This window comes from Novosphingobium anseongense (assembly GCF_037482895.1).
Classification (GTDB): domain Bacteria; phylum Pseudomonadota; class Alphaproteobacteria; order Sphingomonadales; family Sphingomonadaceae; genus Novosphingobium; species Novosphingobium anseongense.
This window is the reverse complement of sequence record NZ_JBBHJZ010000002.1, coordinates 436,378-451,289: the sequence shown is the minus strand read 5'-3', so window position 1 is coordinate 451,289 and position 14,912 is coordinate 436,378. Positions and strand designations below refer to the sequence as shown.

The window sequence follows — 14,912 nt, the reverse complement described above, 5'->3', positions numbered from 1 at the left end:
CCGTGACATGATCAAGAAGCTGCTCATCGTCTTCGCCAGCGGTCTCGCGCTGTCGATCGTCGCGCTCAGCGCCGCCTGGGTGATCGGAGGTCAGGAACTGATGACCCGGATCCAACGCGACGGCCATTTTTCCATCGACGTCGATGACGACAAGGCCGACACCACGCCGCAGGCGACGCGCACGCTGACCTTCGACGGTGCCCGCCTGCTGACCGTCAACGTGCCCGTCGAAATGCGGTTCATCCGCGGCGACAAGGCCGAGATGACCGTATCGGGACCCGCCAGCGTGATCGACGCGCTGACCTGGGAGAACGACGCGCTCTCGCTGCGCGACAAGATCCGGCACAACCGCGGACTGCGCGTCACGATCACCGCGCCACAGCTCGCCGGACTGATCCTCAACGCGCCGGGCGACATCGATCTGCGCGAGCTCGATCAGCCCTCGCTCAAGCTCGAGGTCCACGGCCCCGCGAGCGTCGAGGCGCGCGGTCGGGTCGACAGCCTGGACGTCAGCACCAGCGGCGTCGGGTCGCTCGACCTCGCGCATCTCGATGCGCGCGACGCCAAGGCCGAGATCTCGGGCGTCGGCTCGATCGATCTCAATGCCTCGGGCAAGGTCGATGCGAGCATCTCGGGCGCCGGCTCGGTGAGCCTTCACCGCAAGCCGGTGGCGCTGACCAGCCGCGTCAGCGGGCTGGGCGCGATCGACCACGATTACTGATCCAGCCTGACGGCTGGTTGCGGCACCGGCCCGCGCCGTAGGCAATCCCGGATGGGATTGCCACCCCGAGCCTCAATGCACGGGCGGGTCCTCGGCGGGCACCGCCTTGACCGGCGCGACCGGTTCGTCGGCGTTTCGCGGCGGCATTGCGTCCTCCGGAACCTCGTCGATCTGCATCGCCGGGGTCGGCACGGCCTCGAGGTTGCGCACCTTCACCGCCACCTCGCGTCCGGTGATCGTCAGCTCGTTGAAGCTCGGCGGGGTCGAGCGGATGCGGCGGGACAAGGTCCCCGCACCGATCATGCGCACCGGCCCGAACCGCGTATCGTGCGAAAGGTCGAAGGCGTCGTGGACATGACCCGACAGCACGGCGAGCACGTTGCGCGTGGCCAGCGCCTCGAGCGCACGCTGGCCGCCGCGGGTGAGCGCGGTCCCGCGCGTGCCGGTCTCGACCAGCGGATGATGGCAGGCGACGAGCACGCGCGTCCCCGTGGGTAGCGCGTCGATCTGCGTCAGGGTGTGTTCGAGCGCCGCCTTGGTCACCCAGCCCTTCGACCAGTTGAGACGCCACTGCGCGCGCGCCGTGGTCTTGAGCGGGACGATGGCGATGCCGCCCGCGCCCTGACGCAGCTCGAGCTTGCGCTCGACCAGGGCCTCGATCTTGCGAAAGCGGCGATAGGGATCGGTAAAGCGCTCGATCAGGTTGAAATAGGGCAGGTCGTGATTGCCGACCTCGACCGTCACCGGGGCCTCGAGGCCGAGGATCCAGTCGCAGGCGGCGCCGAACTCGTGGCGGCGCGCACGCATCGTCAGGTCGCCCGTGATCGCGATCGCCGCGGGCATCTCGCCGCGGATGCACAGCTTTACCCAATCGAGCGCGCGCCGGTCCTCGAGGCCGAAATGGATATCGCTGAAATGAAACAGTTTCAGCGGGGCGGGATCATGCGCCATCGACCGTCGCCAACAGATCGACCTCGCACAGCGCGAGGTCGAACGTCTCCTCGGCCGCCGCGGCGTTCTGCTCGCCGTCGATCAGCAATCCCATCTCTTCCCCTTCCGGACAAGCGAGCCGCACCGCGTGGTGGCACCCCAGATCGTCGTGCGGTCCCTCGCGGAAATTGCGCCGCAACAGCGCAATCCCCTGCTTGGCATAGTCGCCGATTGTTTCGGCATAATAACCTTCGACGGCAAGTCCAGCCGCGGTGGGAACCACCTGTATCGCAGAATATCCCTCGGCGCGGCCGCAATCGGGATTGCGGCAGAAGACCTTGGCGCCGCCTGTCGATTCGCCGATCGCTTCAGCCGCGCCCTTGATCGTGCCGAGGAGATCGGTGTCGCGCATCGCCTCGCGCACTTCGGCCCAGGCGGTGCCCGGCCCCACGAGTACGCCAGAAAGCCCGTCGCCCAGGCGCGAGCGGACCAAAGTCGGACGAATGCGACGGGCCTTCCCTGCCCCGACCTTGGCAATGATCTCGACCGGCGTCGCATCGCCGTGCAGCCGCCCCGCCAGGATGTTCATCGTCCCGCCGGGCAGCACGAGCACCGCACCCTCCCAGCCGTAGAGCGCGGTGACGATCGAATTGACCGTGCCGTCGCCGGTGAAGATCACCAATATGTCGACGCCCTCGCGTCGCAATTCGTCGATGGTCGGAGCGCCTTCCTCGTGGAAGCCGATCCGCCGCGCGACCAGGCAGGCCGCATCGGCGAAGGCCTGCTCGAGCTCGGTCAATGCCGCATCGTTGTTGCTGCCGCTCGCGGCGTTGACCGCTAGCCAGATTTTCTTGCCTTCGAACATGTCGGATCAGCGCTTTCCGCGCGGGGAGGTTCCCTAGAACTTGTCTTGTTCGAGCGGCATCGGCCCGCTTCAGCCGTCAGGCGGAAAAATCAAACTCTCCCCGAAAGGATCAGCCAGGCCGACAGGCCGTTGATCAGGCTGTAGATCGCATAGCCCCAGGCCCAGCCGATCGCGCCCGCATCGACCATCAGCATCGCACCGAGCAGCATGAGGAATTCGACCACGAGGCTGAACCGCCCGCCGAGCATGTGCACGAACCACGAGACCTGGCCGAGCAGAACGTGCCCGCTCTGGAGCACCGCCTTGTGCATCGCGAAATTGGCGATGCCGAGCAGGAAGAGCGCGACGATGGCCACCACGCGAGTCTAGGCCGGACCGGCGGCAAAGGCCAGCTTTCGCCCAACTTTATCCATGCCGCCCCTCCCCCGTTCCATGACGTTCGTCGACCCGAGATCGCCGCTCGTCGAGCGTCGACGTCCTTGATCGTCCGAAGCCGGCTTTGGTCGAAGGATGCGGGAAGCGTCGCGGTGGGCGGGGTAATAGTCCTTCCAGGAATTCAGGAAGGAAGGGAAAACGAAATGCGCAAGATCTTCATCAACTCGCTCGCAATCGCCGCCACGGTTCTGGCCGCCACTCCGGCTTTCGCCGCCGACGCCAAGCTGGTGTGGAAGGACCTCGATCTGACCACCGAGGCGGGCAAGGCCGAACTCGACAGCCGCATCGACGCCGCCGCCACGCAGGTCTGCTCCCCCGGCGCGATCACCGGCAGCCGGATTTCGCGTGGCGCTTCGGCGACCTGCCTCGCCGATGCCCGCAATGCGATGAAGACGCAGATCGCGGCGAAGACGGCCCAGGGCCGCGTAGCCAGCAACGTCCGCTAAAGCGTCACTCGCGCGGGGCAGCCCCCTCGCACGACCCGAGCCAGCGGACGGGACTCCGGCTGGCTCACCTTGCCCGGTCCGGCTTCAAGCCGGGCCGGGCATTTTCATGCCGCTCTAGCGCCCCGCCATGGCCTTGGCGCGCGGCAGGTAGGTGCGACCGATGCGGACCAAACTGCCGTCGTCGAGCTCGGCCGACCAGGTTCCAAGCCCGTCGTGCCTGAGCCCGCGGATGCGGTCGCGACGCAGGATGCACGAGCGGTGGAGCCGGATGAACCGCGCCGGATCGAGCCGCGTCTCGAGCCCCGAGACCGTGTGGAGCAGCAGATAGCTCGTCTCGCCGACGTGCAGCCGGACATAGTCGCGCTCGGCATCGATGCGATCGACCTCGGCCGCGCCCACGCGCAGCAGCTCCGAACGATGCGGCACCCAGAACTCGTCGAGCCATTCGCCCGAATCGCGCTCGCTCGTGGCGCGACGCGCCAGCGCGCGGCCCACGGCGCGCTCGAGCCGATCGGGCGCGACGGGCTTGAGCACGTAGTCGACCGCTTCGAGATCGAAAGCCTCGACCGCGAAGTTCTCGTGCGCGGTGACGAAGATCACCACGGGCGGCACCCCGCCCGCGGCCCCCGTCTGTTTGGGCGGCGCCTGCCTGGCGAGCGCGCCGGCAAAGGTCAGCCCGTCCATCTCGGGCATGGTGATGTCGAGCAGGACGAGATCGGGCGTCAGCGCCTCGATCAGCCGCAGCGCCTGCGCGCCGTCGCTCGCCGTGCCGACCACGGCGATGCCCGGCAGACCGGCGCAGACGATCTGCAGCCGCTCTACCGCCAGCGGTTCATCGTCGACGATCAGCGTGCGAAGGACCTCACCCATGCCCCAAGGGTAGGCGAATCACCGTGGCGAAACCACCCCCCAGCCGCGGTCCGGCTTCGAGGCTGGCCGCCCCGTCGAACCGCGCCTTGAGCCGGTCGCGGACATTGGCGAGGCCGATGCCGCAGCCATCGGACTTGGCGCCGCCCGGGCCAATACCGGGGCCGTCGTCGCTGACCGTGAGCACCAGGGTCCGTTCCTCCGCGCGCGCGGTGATCGTCACCGTCACCGGTGTCCTGCTCGCCGCCACCGCATATTTGATCGAGTTCTCGACCAGCGGCTGGAGGATCATCCCCGGCACCGGCGCGTCGGCGAGCGCCTGGGCCACCTCGATCGTGGTGCGCAGGCGCTCGGGAAAGCGCACGGCCTCGATCTCGAGATAGAGCTTCTGCAGGCCGATCTCCTCCTCGAGCCGGACGTCGCCGGTCGAATCGCCGGTCAGGCTACGGCGGTAGAAGGTGGAGAGCGTCTGGATCATCCGCTCGGCCGCCTCGCCCTTGCCCGTCATCACCAGCGCCGACAGCGAGTTCAGCGTGTTGAACAGGAAATGCGGGTTGATCTGGTAGCGCAGCGAACGCAGCTCGGCCGCTTGCGCCGCGCGGCGATACTCGCCCTCGCGCCGCTCGGCCCCGCGCGCCTGCTCGGCGCTGGCCAGCGCCAGATAGATTGCCGCCCAGGCCAGCAGCAGGAAATAGCGGCCGAGAATCAGGTCGGCGTTGTCTTCCCAGAAGCCCGCCTCCTTCTTCTTCTGCGCGACGATCACGCGCGTGGTGCTCTTCGCCGCGTCGGAAGGGATCGACGACGCGTCGGACGCTGGCGGTGCCGGCGGGCTCGGTGGGGCCGGCGGCGTGGGCACTTCGGTGGTCTCGTCGCCGTTGCGGATGATCAGCCGGCCGTTCTGCATCTCGACGACGCGACCGCTCTTGCTACGCACGACGAGCCGACCATCGCCCATCTCGACCGAGGAACCCTTCTCGTCGCGCAGGATGTCCATGCCACCCTGCGCCTCGAGCCGGGTCTTGGCCTGGTGATCGAGATCGGCGAAGACCTGGCCGTTGATCATGGTCAGCCCGATGGCGAGCGGCAGGCCGAGCACCATGACCGCGCCTATCCGCTTCCACAGCGGCTGACGCGCCATGGCCACGAGCAGCGGCCAGAGCAGCGCGGTCCCGACCATCGAGGCCAGCGTTACGAGCAGCCGCCGCGAAAAGAAGGCCTGGTTGAACTCGTAGTCGAGCACGACCCCGCGCAGGGTCGCGAGGAGGAAATAGGTGGTCCAAAGCCCGAAGATGGAGGCCAGGACCAGCCGCGGCGGAACGCGCACGGGCCCGGCATGGGATTCGCTCATCGCCAGCGGAATAGCGCGATCGGAGCCGATCGCGCCAGTCGCTTGGTCGATCCGGGTAGGACGTTGGTGGATTAGGATCCTCCCCTGCAAGGGGAGGATCCAGCAATTACGATACCGGCAGCAGCCCCTCGTCGGCGATCTTCTTCTGCCAGACCGGCGGCGCCAGGGTGTGGACGTTGTTGCCCTCGCTATCGACCGCGACCGTCACCGGCATGTCCTCGACGGTGAATTCGTAGATCGCCTCCATGCCGAGGTCGGCGAAAGCGATGACCTCGGCCTTCTTGATCGCGCGCGCGACCAGATAGGCGGCGCCGCCTACCGCCATCAGGTAGGCCGACTTGTGCTGGGCGATCGACTGCGTCGCCGCCGGGCCACGCTCGGACTTGCCGACCGAGGCGAGCAGGCCGAGATCGAGCATCGTGTCGGAGAACTTGTCCATGCGCGTCGCGGTCGTGGGACCGGCCGGGCCGACGACCTCGTCGCGGACCGGATCGACCGGGCCGACGTAGTAGATCACGCGACCCTTGAAATCGACGGGCAGTTCCTCGCCCTTGGCCAGCATGTCGGCGATGCGCTTGTGCGCGGCGTCGCGGCCGGTCAGCATCTTGCCGTTGAGCAGCAGACGATCGCCTTGCTTCCAGCCCTGCACGTCTTCGGCAGTCAAGGTATCGAGATCGACCTTCTTGGCTTCCTTGCTCGGCGCCCACTGGACCTTGGGCCATTCGTCGAGCTTGGGGGTCTCGAGGAAGCTCGGCCCCGAACCGTCGAGCGTGAAATGCGCGTGGCGCGTGGCGGCGCAGTTGGGGATCATCGCGACGGGCTTGCCGGCGGCGTGGCACGGCCAGTCGAGGATCTTGACGTCGAGGATCGTGGCGAGACCGCCGAGACCCTGCGCGCCGATGCCCAGCGCGTTGACCTTGTCGAAGATCTCGATGCGCAACGCCTCGATGTCGTTCTGCGGGCCACGCAGCTTGAGCTGGGCCATGTCGATCGGCTCCATCAGGCTCTGCTTGGCAAGCTTGACGCAATGTTCGGCCGTACCGCCGATGCCGATGCCGAGCATGCCCGGCGGGCACCAGCCGGCACCCATCTGCGGCAGCATTTCGACCACCCAGTCGACGATCGAATCCGACGGGTTCATCATCTTGAACTTGGACTTGTTCTCGCTGCCGCCGCCCTTGGCCGCAACGTCGACCGAGATCTTCGAACCCGGGACCATCGAGACCGACAGCACCGAGGGGGTGTTGTCCTTGGTGTTGCGGCGGGTGAAGGCAGGATCGGCGAGGACCGAGGCGCGCAGCTTGTTTTCGGGGTGGTTGTAGGCGCGGCGCACGCCCTCATCGACGACTTCCTGCAGCGACTTTTCGCTCTCGAGCCGGCAGTTCTGGCCCCATTCGACGAAGACGTTGACGATGCCCGTGTCCTGGCACAGCGGGCGGTGGCCTTCGGCGCACATGCGGCTGTTGGTCAGGATCTGCGCGATCGCGTCCTTGGCGGCCGGGCCCTGCTCGGCCTCGTAGGCGTCGCCGAGTGCGCGGATGTAGTCCATCGGGTGAAAATAGCTGATGTACTGGAGCGCGTCCGCGACGCTTTCGATGAGGTCTTCCTCACGGATGGTCACCATGTCGGCCATTGTGCTTGTCCCTATGCTCGCCTCTTCGGGCCAGAAATGCGCGGTCGCCATAGGCGCGAGAGCGGCCTCCGTCAAAGCGCTTGGCGAGCTTGCGGGCTTCGCCTAGAAGCGGGCGGCTTTGCGCCGGGGGAATGGGCAGAACGGGGCCTTTTCCCCAATGGACGCGCAATGGAGCGCAATAGGGATTGCATTCGATGACTTTGACCGAAAACCGGCCCGCTACGGCTTCCGACGCGGCCCGCCGCGCGATGATCGACAGCCAGCTTCGCACCAGCGGCGTCAACGAGCCCTGGGTGCTCACCGCCATGTCGCGCGTCGCGCGTGAGGACTTCGTTCCCGAGAACGCCAAGGCCTCGGCCTATATCGACCGCGCCGTGCCGCTGGGCGAAGGCCGCTTCCTGGCCGCACCGGTGGTCCACGGCATGCTGCTGACCGAAGCCCGTCCCACCGCCGAGGACAAGGCGCTGATCGTCGGCGACGCCAAGGGCTATCTCGCCGCACTGCTCGGCCCGCTGGTCGGCTCGCTCGACGCGATCGATCCGGCCGACGCCGCCAAGCGCCGGTCGAAGGGTCCCTACTCGCTGATCGTCGTCGACGGCGCGATCGAGGAACTGCCCGCGGCGCTCGGTGCCCAGCTCGCCGAAGGCGGCCGCATCGTCACGGGCCTGGTGCTGCGCGGCGTGACGCGTCTGGCGGCCGGCCGCAAGGCCGCGGGCGACGTCGCCCTGCTGCCGCTCGCCGAGCTTGGCATCCCCGCCCTTCCCGAATTCGCAGCTCCGAAGCGCTGGAGCTTCTGAACGTGCCATCTATCGGTCCACGGGTCTGGCTGCTGGCCGGAGCCGCCCTCGTGGCGACTCCGGCGGCAAGCCCGGCGTGGGGCGAAGACCTGCGGTCCGCGCTGATCGCCGCCTACAATACCAATCCGACGCTTCAGGCCGCGCGCGCCAACCAGCGTGCCACCGACGAAGACGTGGCGATCCAGAAGGCGCCCGGTCGCCCCTCGATCACCGGCCAGGCGACGCACACCGAATTCGTCCGGCAAAGCGGCAACAATTTCACCGCGCCCGACCGCAATCTCAACGCCCAGCTCTCGCTGTCCGTGCCGATCTATTCGGGCGGATCGGTGCGCAACGGCGTGAAAGCGGCCGAGACCCGGGTCGAAGCCGGCCAGGCCGACCTGCGCGGCACCGAGAGCTCGGTGTTCAGCCAGGTCGTCGGCGCCTATATGGACGTCATCCTCAACGAGGCCGTGGTCGGGCTTAACCGCAACAACGTCCAGGTGCTCGAGGTCAATCTCCAGGCGACGAGCGACCGGTTCGAGATCGGTGACCTGACGCGCACCGACGTCGCCCAGTCGCAATCGCGGCTGGCCCTCGCACGGGGCGATGCGCGCACCGCCGAGGCCAACCTCGTCGAAGCGCGCGAACGCTATATCCGGCTGGTCGGCCTGACGCCGGGCCTGCTCGATGCGCCGCCGCCGTTGCCCGGTCTGCCCGCGAGCCCCGACGAGGCGGTGACCGTCGCGATCGACAACAATCCCAACCTCGTCGCTGCGCACGAGCGTCGCAAGGCGGCGGGCTACGACGTCAAGGTCGCAGGCTCGGGCCGACTGCCAACGCTGAGCGCCTTCGGCCAGGGCGCCTACAACGACTATTACGGCACGCTCGGCGGCAGCCTGGGCGGAGTCCAGACCTTCGCGCAGAACGAGACCACCGCGCAGGTCGGCCTGCGCGCCTCGATCCCGATCTTCCAGGGCGGCCGCCCCGCCGCGCAGCGCCGCCAGGCCCAGGCGCGCGAGGGCGCGGCGATGGAGCAGGAGATCGAAGTCGAGCGCGGCGTCATCGCGCAGGTCCGCTCGGCCTATTCGTCGTGGCAGGCCTCGAACGAGATCATCGCCTCGACCCAATCGGCGGTCGATGCGGCGGGCTTGAGCCTCGAAGGCGTGCGCGCCGAGAACTCTGTCGGCAATCGCACGATCATCGACATCCTCGACGCCGAGCAGGAATTGCTGCGCGCGCGGGTCCAACTCGTCACCGCACGGCGCAACGCCTATGTCGCCGGCTTCTCGCTGCTCGCGGCGATGGGCCAAGCCGAAGCCCAGGATCTCGGGCTCGAAGGCGGGCCGCTCTACGACCCCGAAACCAACTATAAGCGCGTGCGCGGCAAGTGGTTCGACTGGGACGACGATCGGGCGCCGAAGCCGCAATCGACACGCACCGTTGACACGCCGCCCCAGGACGGCGAAATTCGCGGTTCGGAAGCGACGACGATTCAGTCGACCAATACCAGTGCGCCAGGGGGTCAATAGCGCAGATGCGTAATGCCGGAGAGCCGACCGTCGAGGAAATCCTCGAATCGATCAAGAAGGTGATCGCGCGCGACAATCGCGCCGGTGCCGTCGAGACGCGTCGTCAGCGCGAAACCCACGGCGTGACCGAAACCGCCTTCCCGCAGGCCAAGGACGCGCCTGAGGAAGACGTGCTCGATCTCGCCGACGAAGGCCAGTTCGCCCCGGTCGACCTCGCGCAGGACGACGAGGACGAGGATGAAGCCCCCGAGGCCCCGCTGCTGACCGACGACGTCCGCAGCTCGATGCAGGATTCGCTCGCCGCGCTCGCCATGCTGGCGCAGCCGGGCGTGCCGCCGCAGATCGTCCGTTCGGGCGAAACCTCGCTCGAAGGCATGGTGCGCGACCTGCTGCGCCCCGAGCTCGCCAAGTGGCTCGACAAGAACCTGCCGCCGATGGTGGAGCGGATGGTCGCCACCGAAATCGCCCGGATCGTCGGCAAGAAGGGCTGATCCGGCTCTTCCCGCCAAGGCCATTTCGTCATGCCCAAGCCCGATCCCGCGCTGCTCGACCCGGCGCGCTACCCGTTTAGCTGCGCCATCGAGACCCGCTTCAGCGACATCGACGTCAACCAGCACATCAACAATGTGTCGCTGGTCTCGATGCTGCAGGAAGCGCGCGTGCGCTTTCACCGGGCGGCCGGCTATACGCCGGGTGCCAGCGAAGATGAGGGTGGCGGCCCCAGTTCGATGGTGGCCAGCATTACGGTCGAGTATCTCGGCCAGAGCCACTTTCCCGCGCCGCTCGAGATGCACGTCGCCCCCGCGCGGCTGGGCAACACCAGCTATACGCTGAACCAGCTCGTCACCCAGGACGGCCGGATCGTGGCCTATGCCCAGGCGGTCATGGTCTGCGTCGACGCACAAGGCCCGGCGTCGCTGCCCGAAGCCTTCCGGAGCAACTCCGAGCGCTGGATGATGCGCGCGTGAGCGAAGCCGCAGCGCCGGAGACGGTCGCTCAGGCCGAACGTGCGCTCGAGATTCTCGGCGGCTTCCGCACCCAGAGCCACATCATGATCTGTGCCGAGGCCGACAAGGCCAAGTGCTGCGACTACGAAACCGGCGCCGAGGCCTGGGGCTTCCTCAAGAAGCGGCTCAACGAACTAGGGCTGGGCGGCAAGGCCGGGGTGCTGCGCAGCAAGGTCGGCTGCCTGCGCGTCTGCATGGCCGGGCCGGTGGCTGTCGTCTATCCCGAGGGCGTCTGGTACCACTCGTGCACGCCGCCCGTGCTCGAACGGATCATCCAGGAGCACGTGATCGGCGGCGTTCCGATCGCGGAATACCGGCTCGATCCGCCGATCGACTAACGCTGGTCTTCCTCGTCCTCGAGCGGATCAACGATCGCCTCGTCATGACCCGTGCCGTGCGAGAGGAACACCAGCCCCATCAGCGCCGACATCAGCAGCATCATGAAGCCGATGCCCAGCGCGGTCGCGATGTAGAAGTGGACCGAGACGAAGCCGTTCTCGCGATAGAGCAGCACGCAGGCGCCGATCACCATCGTGATCGTGACCGACAGCATCAGCCACATCAGCCGCCGGAATCGCGCCCAGGCAAAGGCGGCAACCGCGGGATCGTCGAGGGGCGAACGGGGAATCATCGCATCGCCTTGCGCCTTGCCGCGGCTCGTCGCAAGCATCGATGCGACGAACTGGCACTTCCCCCCGCGCTGTGGCATAGTCTGCTGCCCCCAGTCCTGAACGACGGCGAACCGGGAGAGCAGCCAATGACCATTGCGCGCCTGATCGAAGGCAGAGACGCTGCCATCGTTACCTGCAACACCGATACCCTGGTACGCGAGGCGATCGCGCTTCTCGCCGAGCGCCGCATCGGCGCGATGCCCGTGCTTGAGAACGGCAAGGTCGCCGGCATCTTCTCCGAACGCGACGTGATCTACCAGCTTCAGGCCCAGGGCCCGGCCATGCTCGAAGCGAAACTGGGCACAGTCATGACCAGCCCCGCGGTAACGGTCGATCCCGAGACCTCGGTGCTCGCCGCGCTGTCGCTGATGACGCGGCGCCGCATTCGCCACCTGCCCGTGGTGCGCGGCGACGACATGGTCGGTCTGGTCTCGATCGGCGACCTCGTCAAATACCGCATCGAGCGCATCGAGTCCGAGGCCGAAGCCATGCGGGCCTATATCCAGACCGCCTGATCGACCGATGTTTGCAGAAGAAACGGCGGCGTGCGGCCGCCGAAAAGGAATCATGACCGTCAGAATCCTGCTGGCCGCCCTGGCCGTCGCTCCCGCAGTCATTTCCCATGCCGCCGCGGCCCAATCGGCCGGCGATGCCCCGCCGGCGGCCGACGTCGACGCACTCGATCCCGGCATCCGCAAGATGATCGATACGGCGATCGCCAAAGGCAACGAGGCCACGGTCACCAGCGTGCTCGCCGTCGCGCGCCAGGCGGCACCCGACGCCAAGGCCGAGATCGACCAGCTCGAACAGCAATGGCGCAGCCAGTTGGCCGACCAGAAGGTGCGGGCCCACGAGCGCCACCTCGCCGAGCTGCGCGCCGCCAGCGCGCTCGAGAACTGGAAGGGCGAGGTCGAATTCGGCGCCTCGCGCTCGACCGGCAGCACCACCAATTTCGGTCTGCTCGGATCGCTCGACCTCAAGCGCGAGGGCATCGACTGGACCCACCAGCTTTCCGCGCGCGCCGAGGTCCAGAGCACCAACGGGATCACCACGGCCGAGCGGACCTTCGCCGCCTGGCAGCCCAATTACCGCGTCCAGGCCAAGACCTATGCCTATGGCCTCGCGCAGTACGAGCACGATCCCTTCGCCGGCTACGACAGCCGCTACACGCTCGGCGGCGGCCTCGGCTACCGCGCGCTGAGCTCGGATCGCGTGAAGCTCGAGTTCGAGGGCGGTCCGACCCTGCGCCGGGTGCTCGAAGTCGACGGCGACGTTCAGTCGCGCCTGGCCGGACGCGGTTCGATGAATTTCGCCTGGCGCGTCACGCCGACCCTGAGCTTTTCGCAGAAGACCGCGGTCTATGTCGAAGGCGCCGACGGCAACGTCGTCGCCAACACCGCACTCGACACCAAGCTGATCGGCAATCTCAAGGCGCGCTTCTCGTACAATGTCCAATACGAGCGCAATCCGCCTATCGGCACGGCCGGTGTCAACACGCAGAGCCGCGCAACCTTCGTCTACGGGTTCTAGGCGTCCCGATCGTTCCCGGTCCGGGGAGGGGAAGCCGATGGTGGTGGGGGCTGTCGGCAAAAGCAGCGCTGCCTGAGAACCCCCTCCGTCATCGCTGCGGGACGCCGCCTCCCCGTGCCGGAGAGGAAGAAGACGCGCCCCCACCGCTTGCCGCGCCGTCGCCCAGCCCCTACATCGGGCCCATGGACAATGCCTCGCTGACTCTGAGCCCTTCGGCCGCCGCGCGCGTGTCGGCGATTGCCGCCAAGACGGGCAAGCCCGCGATCCTGCGGCTTTCGGTCGAGGGCGGTGGCTGCTCGGGCTTCCAGTACCAGTTCGGCCTGGCCGAAGCGCCCGATGCCGAGGATCTCGTGAGCGAGACCGACGGCGTCAAGCTGGTGGTCGATCCGGTGAGCCTCGATCTCGTCTCGGGTTGCGTCGTCGATTTCGTCGAATCGCTAGGCGGCGCGGCCTTTCGCGTAGAGAATCCCAATGCTGTTGCCGGCTGCGGTTGCGGATCCAGCTTCGCCGTCTAAAACCGCGCGATGATCAAAGTCGCCACGTTCAACATCAACGGGGTCAAGGCCCGTCTGCCGCGCCTGCTCGAATGGCTCCAGGAAACGCGTCCCTCGGTCGCCTGCCTGCAGGAGATCAAGAGCCAGGATGAGGGCTTTCCGATCCAGGATATCGAGGCGATCGGCTACAAGGCCATCTGGCACGGCCAGAAGGGCTTCAACGGCGTCGCCATCCTCGCCGACGGGGTCGAGCCCGTCGAGGTCCGCCGCGGGCTCGAGGGCGAGCCCGAGGACGAGCATTCGCGCTATATCGAGGCGGACGTGTTCGGCCTGCGGATCGCCTGCATCTACCTGCCCAACGGCAATCCCCTGCCCGGCCCCAAGTTCGACTACAAGCTGCGCTGGATGGAGCGGCTGCGGAAACGCATGCGCGAGATCAGCGCCGAGGAAGTGCCCGCGATCGTCACCGGCGACTTCAACGTCATTCCCGAGGACAAGGACGTCTGGTCGCCGTCCGCCATGGCAGCCGACGCGCTGATGCAGCCCGAATCACGCGATGCCTATGCGCGGCTGCTCGGCGACGGCTGGACCGACGCGCTCGACCTGCACAATCCGCGCGGCGGGGTCTGGACGTTCTGGGACTATCAGGCGGGCGCCTGGCAGCGCGATCACGGCTTCCGCATCGACCACGCGCTGCTGTCGCCCGAGGTGGCCGACCGTCTCGTCGCCGCCGGTGTCGACAAGGAATATCGCGGTCGCGAGAAATCGAGCGATCACACCCCGGTCTGGGTGCAGATCCGCGATTGAAGCCAGACCGTCATCCCCGCGAAAGCGGGGACCCTTGGCCATCTTGTCCCGAGATTTCGGAATGAACCGCCAGCGGTCCCCGCTTTCGCGGGGATGACATGGTCAGGATTGGAGGGCACGCCGGTCCGGCCTAGCCGAACCGGTCAAGCCATCACCGATAGAAGACGTGATTGTCGATCCGCGTGACGCGGGCGAGGCGCCAGCCGGGCGAGACGCGCGCGGCGTGGAAGAACAGCGCGCCCTCGGCGGGGCTGCGCCAGGAACCGGCATCGGCGATCCGCGCGATCGCGACGGCTTCGCGCCAGTCCTGCGACCCGGTGTTGATCGTGGGCATCGAGCGGCCGCGCACGAAAGAGAACTGCGAAGGCTGGTAGACGACGCCGCAGTAGGATGCGGGGAAGCGGCCCGACTTCGAGCGGTTCACGACGACGCGACCGACGGCGAGCTGGCCGGGGAGCGATTCGCTCTTGGCTTCGAAGTAGATCGCACCGGCCAGGCAACGCATCTCGGATGAAAGCTCACCGCTCGATTCCTGATCGGCGACGAGTTCGGCGAGCGAAGCGGCGGGCGTGTCGGCCTCATTGTCCTGCGGTGCGGCGTCTGCGCTCTGCACCTGCGCTTCTCCCGGAAGCGGCTGGACGACGGGCTCGGAAATACTGTGGAGGGGTTCCATCATCACGGGCTCGAACGCTTTGTCCTGAGCCACGGCGCCCGAACCCTGGGCGCTTGCAAGAGCCGTCACGAGCGTAGCGGCGATCGCTACCGTGCTGGCCGGAAACAACTTGAATTTCATCAAACCAAATTCGAGTGCGGTGAACGCGCCCGACGCAGAAGGAACGAACCGCCGCGA

General features: G+C 67.4%; 19 protein-coding genes. 11 read left to right on the top strand and 8 right to left on the bottom strand.

The genetic code is table 11. The features are described 5' to 3' along the window. Positions 1–7: 7 nt before the first annotated feature. Complete coding sequence (locus WG901_RS10845; protein WP_339587083.1) at positions 8–721, top strand: GIN domain-containing protein; 714 nt, start codon at positions 8–10, stop codon at positions 719–721. A gap of 72 nt (positions 722–793) precedes the next feature. On the opposite strand, the gene WG901_RS10840 is transcribed toward WG901_RS10845, so the two are convergent. The 3 genes from WG901_RS10840 to WG901_RS10830 all read right to left on the bottom strand — a co-directional run bounded on the left by WG901_RS10840 (position 794) and on the right by WG901_RS10830 (position 2,872). Further along, positions 794–1,672 (bottom strand): metallophosphoesterase family protein, encoded by an 879-nt coding sequence (locus tag WG901_RS10840; protein ID WP_339587082.1) that lies wholly within the window; start codon positions 1,670–1,672, stop codon positions 794–796. Further along, positions 1,662–2,516 (bottom strand): diacylglycerol/lipid kinase family protein, encoded by an 855-nt coding sequence (locus WG901_RS10835; RefSeq protein WP_339587081.1) that lies wholly within the window; start codon positions 2,514–2,516, stop codon positions 1,662–1,664. The genes WG901_RS10840 and WG901_RS10835 overlap by 11 nt, the downstream gene beginning before the upstream one ends. Before the next feature lie 89 nt (positions 2,517–2,605). Then, on the bottom strand, positions 2,606–2,872 hold the full coding sequence (locus WG901_RS10830) for a hypothetical protein (protein WP_339587080.1): 267 nt from the start codon (positions 2,870–2,872) through the stop codon (positions 2,606–2,608). A 222-nt stretch (positions 2,873–3,094) separates the two neighbouring features. Here WG901_RS10830 and WG901_RS10825 point away from each other — a divergent pair, with 222 nt between their 5' ends. Then, complete coding sequence (locus WG901_RS10825; protein ID WP_339587079.1) at positions 3,095–3,397, top strand: UrcA family protein; 303 nt, start codon at positions 3,095–3,097, stop codon at positions 3,395–3,397. Positions 3,398–3,511: 114 nt separating this feature from the next. On the opposite strand, the gene WG901_RS10820 is transcribed toward WG901_RS10825, so the two are convergent. The 3 genes from WG901_RS10820 to WG901_RS10810 all read right to left on the bottom strand — a co-directional run bounded on the left by WG901_RS10820 (position 3,512) and on the right by WG901_RS10810 (position 7,245). Beyond that, complete coding sequence (locus WG901_RS10820) at positions 3,512–4,267, bottom strand: LytR/AlgR family response regulator transcription factor (protein ID WP_339587078.1); 756 nt, start codon at positions 4,265–4,267, stop codon at positions 3,512–3,514. After that, on the bottom strand, positions 4,260–5,612 hold the full coding sequence (locus tag WG901_RS10815) for a sensor histidine kinase (RefSeq protein WP_339587077.1): 1,353 nt from the start codon (positions 5,610–5,612) through the stop codon (positions 4,260–4,262). Before WG901_RS10815 ends, WG901_RS10820 begins: the two co-directional genes overlap by 8 nt. 106 nt (positions 5,613–5,718) lie before the next feature. Then, entirely contained in the window at positions 5,719–7,245 is a 1,527-nt protein-coding gene (locus WG901_RS10810; protein WP_339587076.1) for a fumarate hydratase, read from the bottom strand. 194 nt (positions 7,246–7,439) lie between these two features. Here WG901_RS10810 and WG901_RS10805 point away from each other — a divergent pair, with 194 nt between their 5' ends. The 5 genes from WG901_RS10805 to WG901_RS10785 are packed head-to-tail and all read left to right on the top strand — an operon-like array spanning position 7,440 to position 10,898. Next, positions 7,440–8,042: a protein-L-isoaspartate O-methyltransferase family protein gene (locus WG901_RS10805; protein WP_339587075.1), complete on the top strand. Its 603-nt coding sequence runs from the start codon at positions 7,440–7,442 to the stop codon at positions 8,040–8,042. 2 nt (positions 8,043–8,044) lie between these two features. After that, positions 8,045–9,553 (top strand): TolC family outer membrane protein, encoded by a 1,509-nt coding sequence (locus WG901_RS10800; protein ID WP_417602731.1) that lies wholly within the window; start codon positions 8,045–8,047, stop codon positions 9,551–9,553. A 5-nt stretch (positions 9,554–9,558) separates the two neighbouring features. Continuing rightward, positions 9,559–10,044, top strand: coding sequence for a DUF2497 domain-containing protein (locus WG901_RS10795; protein ID WP_339587074.1), 486 nt, complete (start codon positions 9,559–9,561; stop codon positions 10,042–10,044). A 30-nt stretch (positions 10,045–10,074) separates the two neighbouring features. Next, positions 10,075–10,521, top strand: coding sequence for an acyl-CoA thioesterase (locus WG901_RS10790; protein ID WP_339587073.1), 447 nt, complete (start codon positions 10,075–10,077; stop codon positions 10,519–10,521). Next, complete coding sequence (locus WG901_RS10785) at positions 10,518–10,898, top strand: (2Fe-2S) ferredoxin domain-containing protein (protein ID WP_339587072.1); 381 nt, start codon at positions 10,518–10,520, stop codon at positions 10,896–10,898. The genes WG901_RS10790 and WG901_RS10785 overlap by 4 nt, the downstream gene beginning before the upstream one ends. Here WG901_RS10785 and WG901_RS10780 read toward each other — a convergent pair. After that, complete coding sequence (locus tag WG901_RS10780; RefSeq protein WP_339587071.1) at positions 10,895–11,191, bottom strand: hypothetical protein; 297 nt, start codon at positions 11,189–11,191, stop codon at positions 10,895–10,897. The two genes, WG901_RS10785 and WG901_RS10780, sit on opposite strands and share 4 nt — an antisense overlap. A 126-nt stretch (positions 11,192–11,317) precedes the next feature. On the opposite strand from WG901_RS10780, the gene WG901_RS10775 reads away from it, so the two are divergent. From WG901_RS10775 to xth, 4 genes are all read left to right on the top strand, one after another. Beyond that, positions 11,318–11,746, top strand: a complete 429-nt coding sequence (locus tag WG901_RS10775; protein ID WP_339587070.1) for a CBS domain-containing protein — start codon at positions 11,318–11,320, stop codon at positions 11,744–11,746. A gap of 52 nt (positions 11,747–11,798) precedes the next feature. Next, entirely contained in the window at positions 11,799–12,761 is a 963-nt protein-coding gene (locus tag WG901_RS10770) for a DUF481 domain-containing protein (RefSeq protein WP_339587069.1), read from the top strand. 182 nt (positions 12,762–12,943) lie between these two features. Continuing rightward, positions 12,944–13,276 (top strand): HesB/IscA family protein, encoded by a 333-nt coding sequence (locus WG901_RS10765; protein WP_339587068.1) that lies wholly within the window; start codon positions 12,944–12,946, stop codon positions 13,274–13,276. 9 nt (positions 13,277–13,285) lie between these two features. Continuing rightward, a complete protein-coding gene (xth, locus tag WG901_RS10760; protein WP_339587067.1) occupies positions 13,286–14,062 on the top strand; it encodes an exodeoxyribonuclease III in 777 nt (258 codons plus the stop codon). Between the two features lie 151 nt (positions 14,063–14,213). Here the strand turns inward: xth and WG901_RS10755 are convergent, their stop codons facing one another. Beyond that, a complete protein-coding gene (locus WG901_RS10755; RefSeq protein ID WP_339587066.1) occupies positions 14,214–14,855 on the bottom strand; it encodes a cell wall hydrolase in 642 nt (213 codons plus the stop codon). Between the last annotated feature and the right edge of the window lie 57 nt (positions 14,856–14,912).

Bases quoted from the DNA above. Each gene is read 5' to 3' on its own strand.
- WG901_RS10790 (WP_339587073.1), top strand. From the start codon at position 10,075: ATGCCCAAGCCCGATCCCGCGCTGCTCGACCCGGCGCGCTACCCGTTT.
- WG901_RS10815 (WP_339587077.1), bottom strand. From the start codon at position 5,612: ATGAGCGAATCCCATGCCGGGCCCGTGCGCGTTCCGCCGCGGCTGGTC.
- WG901_RS10810 (WP_339587076.1), bottom strand. From the start codon at position 7,245: ATGGCCGACATGGTGACCATCCGTGAGGAAGACCTCATCGAAAGCGTC.
- WG901_RS10845 (WP_339587083.1), top strand. From the start codon at position 8: ATGATCAAGAAGCTGCTCATCGTCTTCGCCAGCGGTCTCGCGCTGTCG.
- WG901_RS10775 (WP_339587070.1), top strand. From the start codon at position 11,318: ATGACCATTGCGCGCCTGATCGAAGGCAGAGACGCTGCCATCGTTACC.
- xth (WP_339587067.1), top strand. From the start codon at position 13,286: ATGATCAAAGTCGCCACGTTCAACATCAACGGGGTCAAGGCCCGTCTG.
- WG901_RS10780 (WP_339587071.1), bottom strand. From the start codon at position 11,191: ATGATTCCCCGTTCGCCCCTCGACGATCCCGCGGTTGCCGCCTTTGCC.
- WG901_RS10840 (WP_339587082.1), bottom strand. From the start codon at position 1,672: ATGGCGCATGATCCCGCCCCGCTGAAACTGTTTCATTTCAGCGATATC.
- WG901_RS10805 (WP_339587075.1), top strand. From the start codon at position 7,440: ATGACTTTGACCGAAAACCGGCCCGCTACGGCTTCCGACGCGGCCCGC.
- WG901_RS10835 (WP_339587081.1), bottom strand. From the start codon at position 2,516: ATGTTCGAAGGCAAGAAAATCTGGCTAGCGGTCAACGCCGCGAGCGGC.
- WG901_RS10795 (WP_339587074.1), top strand. From the start codon at position 9,559: ATGCGTAATGCCGGAGAGCCGACCGTCGAGGAAATCCTCGAATCGATC.
- WG901_RS10770 (WP_339587069.1), top strand. From the start codon at position 11,799: ATGACCGTCAGAATCCTGCTGGCCGCCCTGGCCGTCGCTCCCGCAGTC.
- WG901_RS10820 (WP_339587078.1), bottom strand. From the start codon at position 4,267: ATGGGTGAGGTCCTTCGCACGCTGATCGTCGACGATGAACCGCTGGCG.
- WG901_RS10765 (WP_339587068.1), top strand. From the start codon at position 12,944: ATGGACAATGCCTCGCTGACTCTGAGCCCTTCGGCCGCCGCGCGCGTG.
- WG901_RS10755 (WP_339587066.1), bottom strand. From the start codon at position 14,855: ATGAAATTCAAGTTGTTTCCGGCCAGCACGGTAGCGATCGCCGCTACG.
- WG901_RS10825 (WP_339587079.1), top strand. From the start codon at position 3,095: ATGCGCAAGATCTTCATCAACTCGCTCGCAATCGCCGCCACGGTTCTG.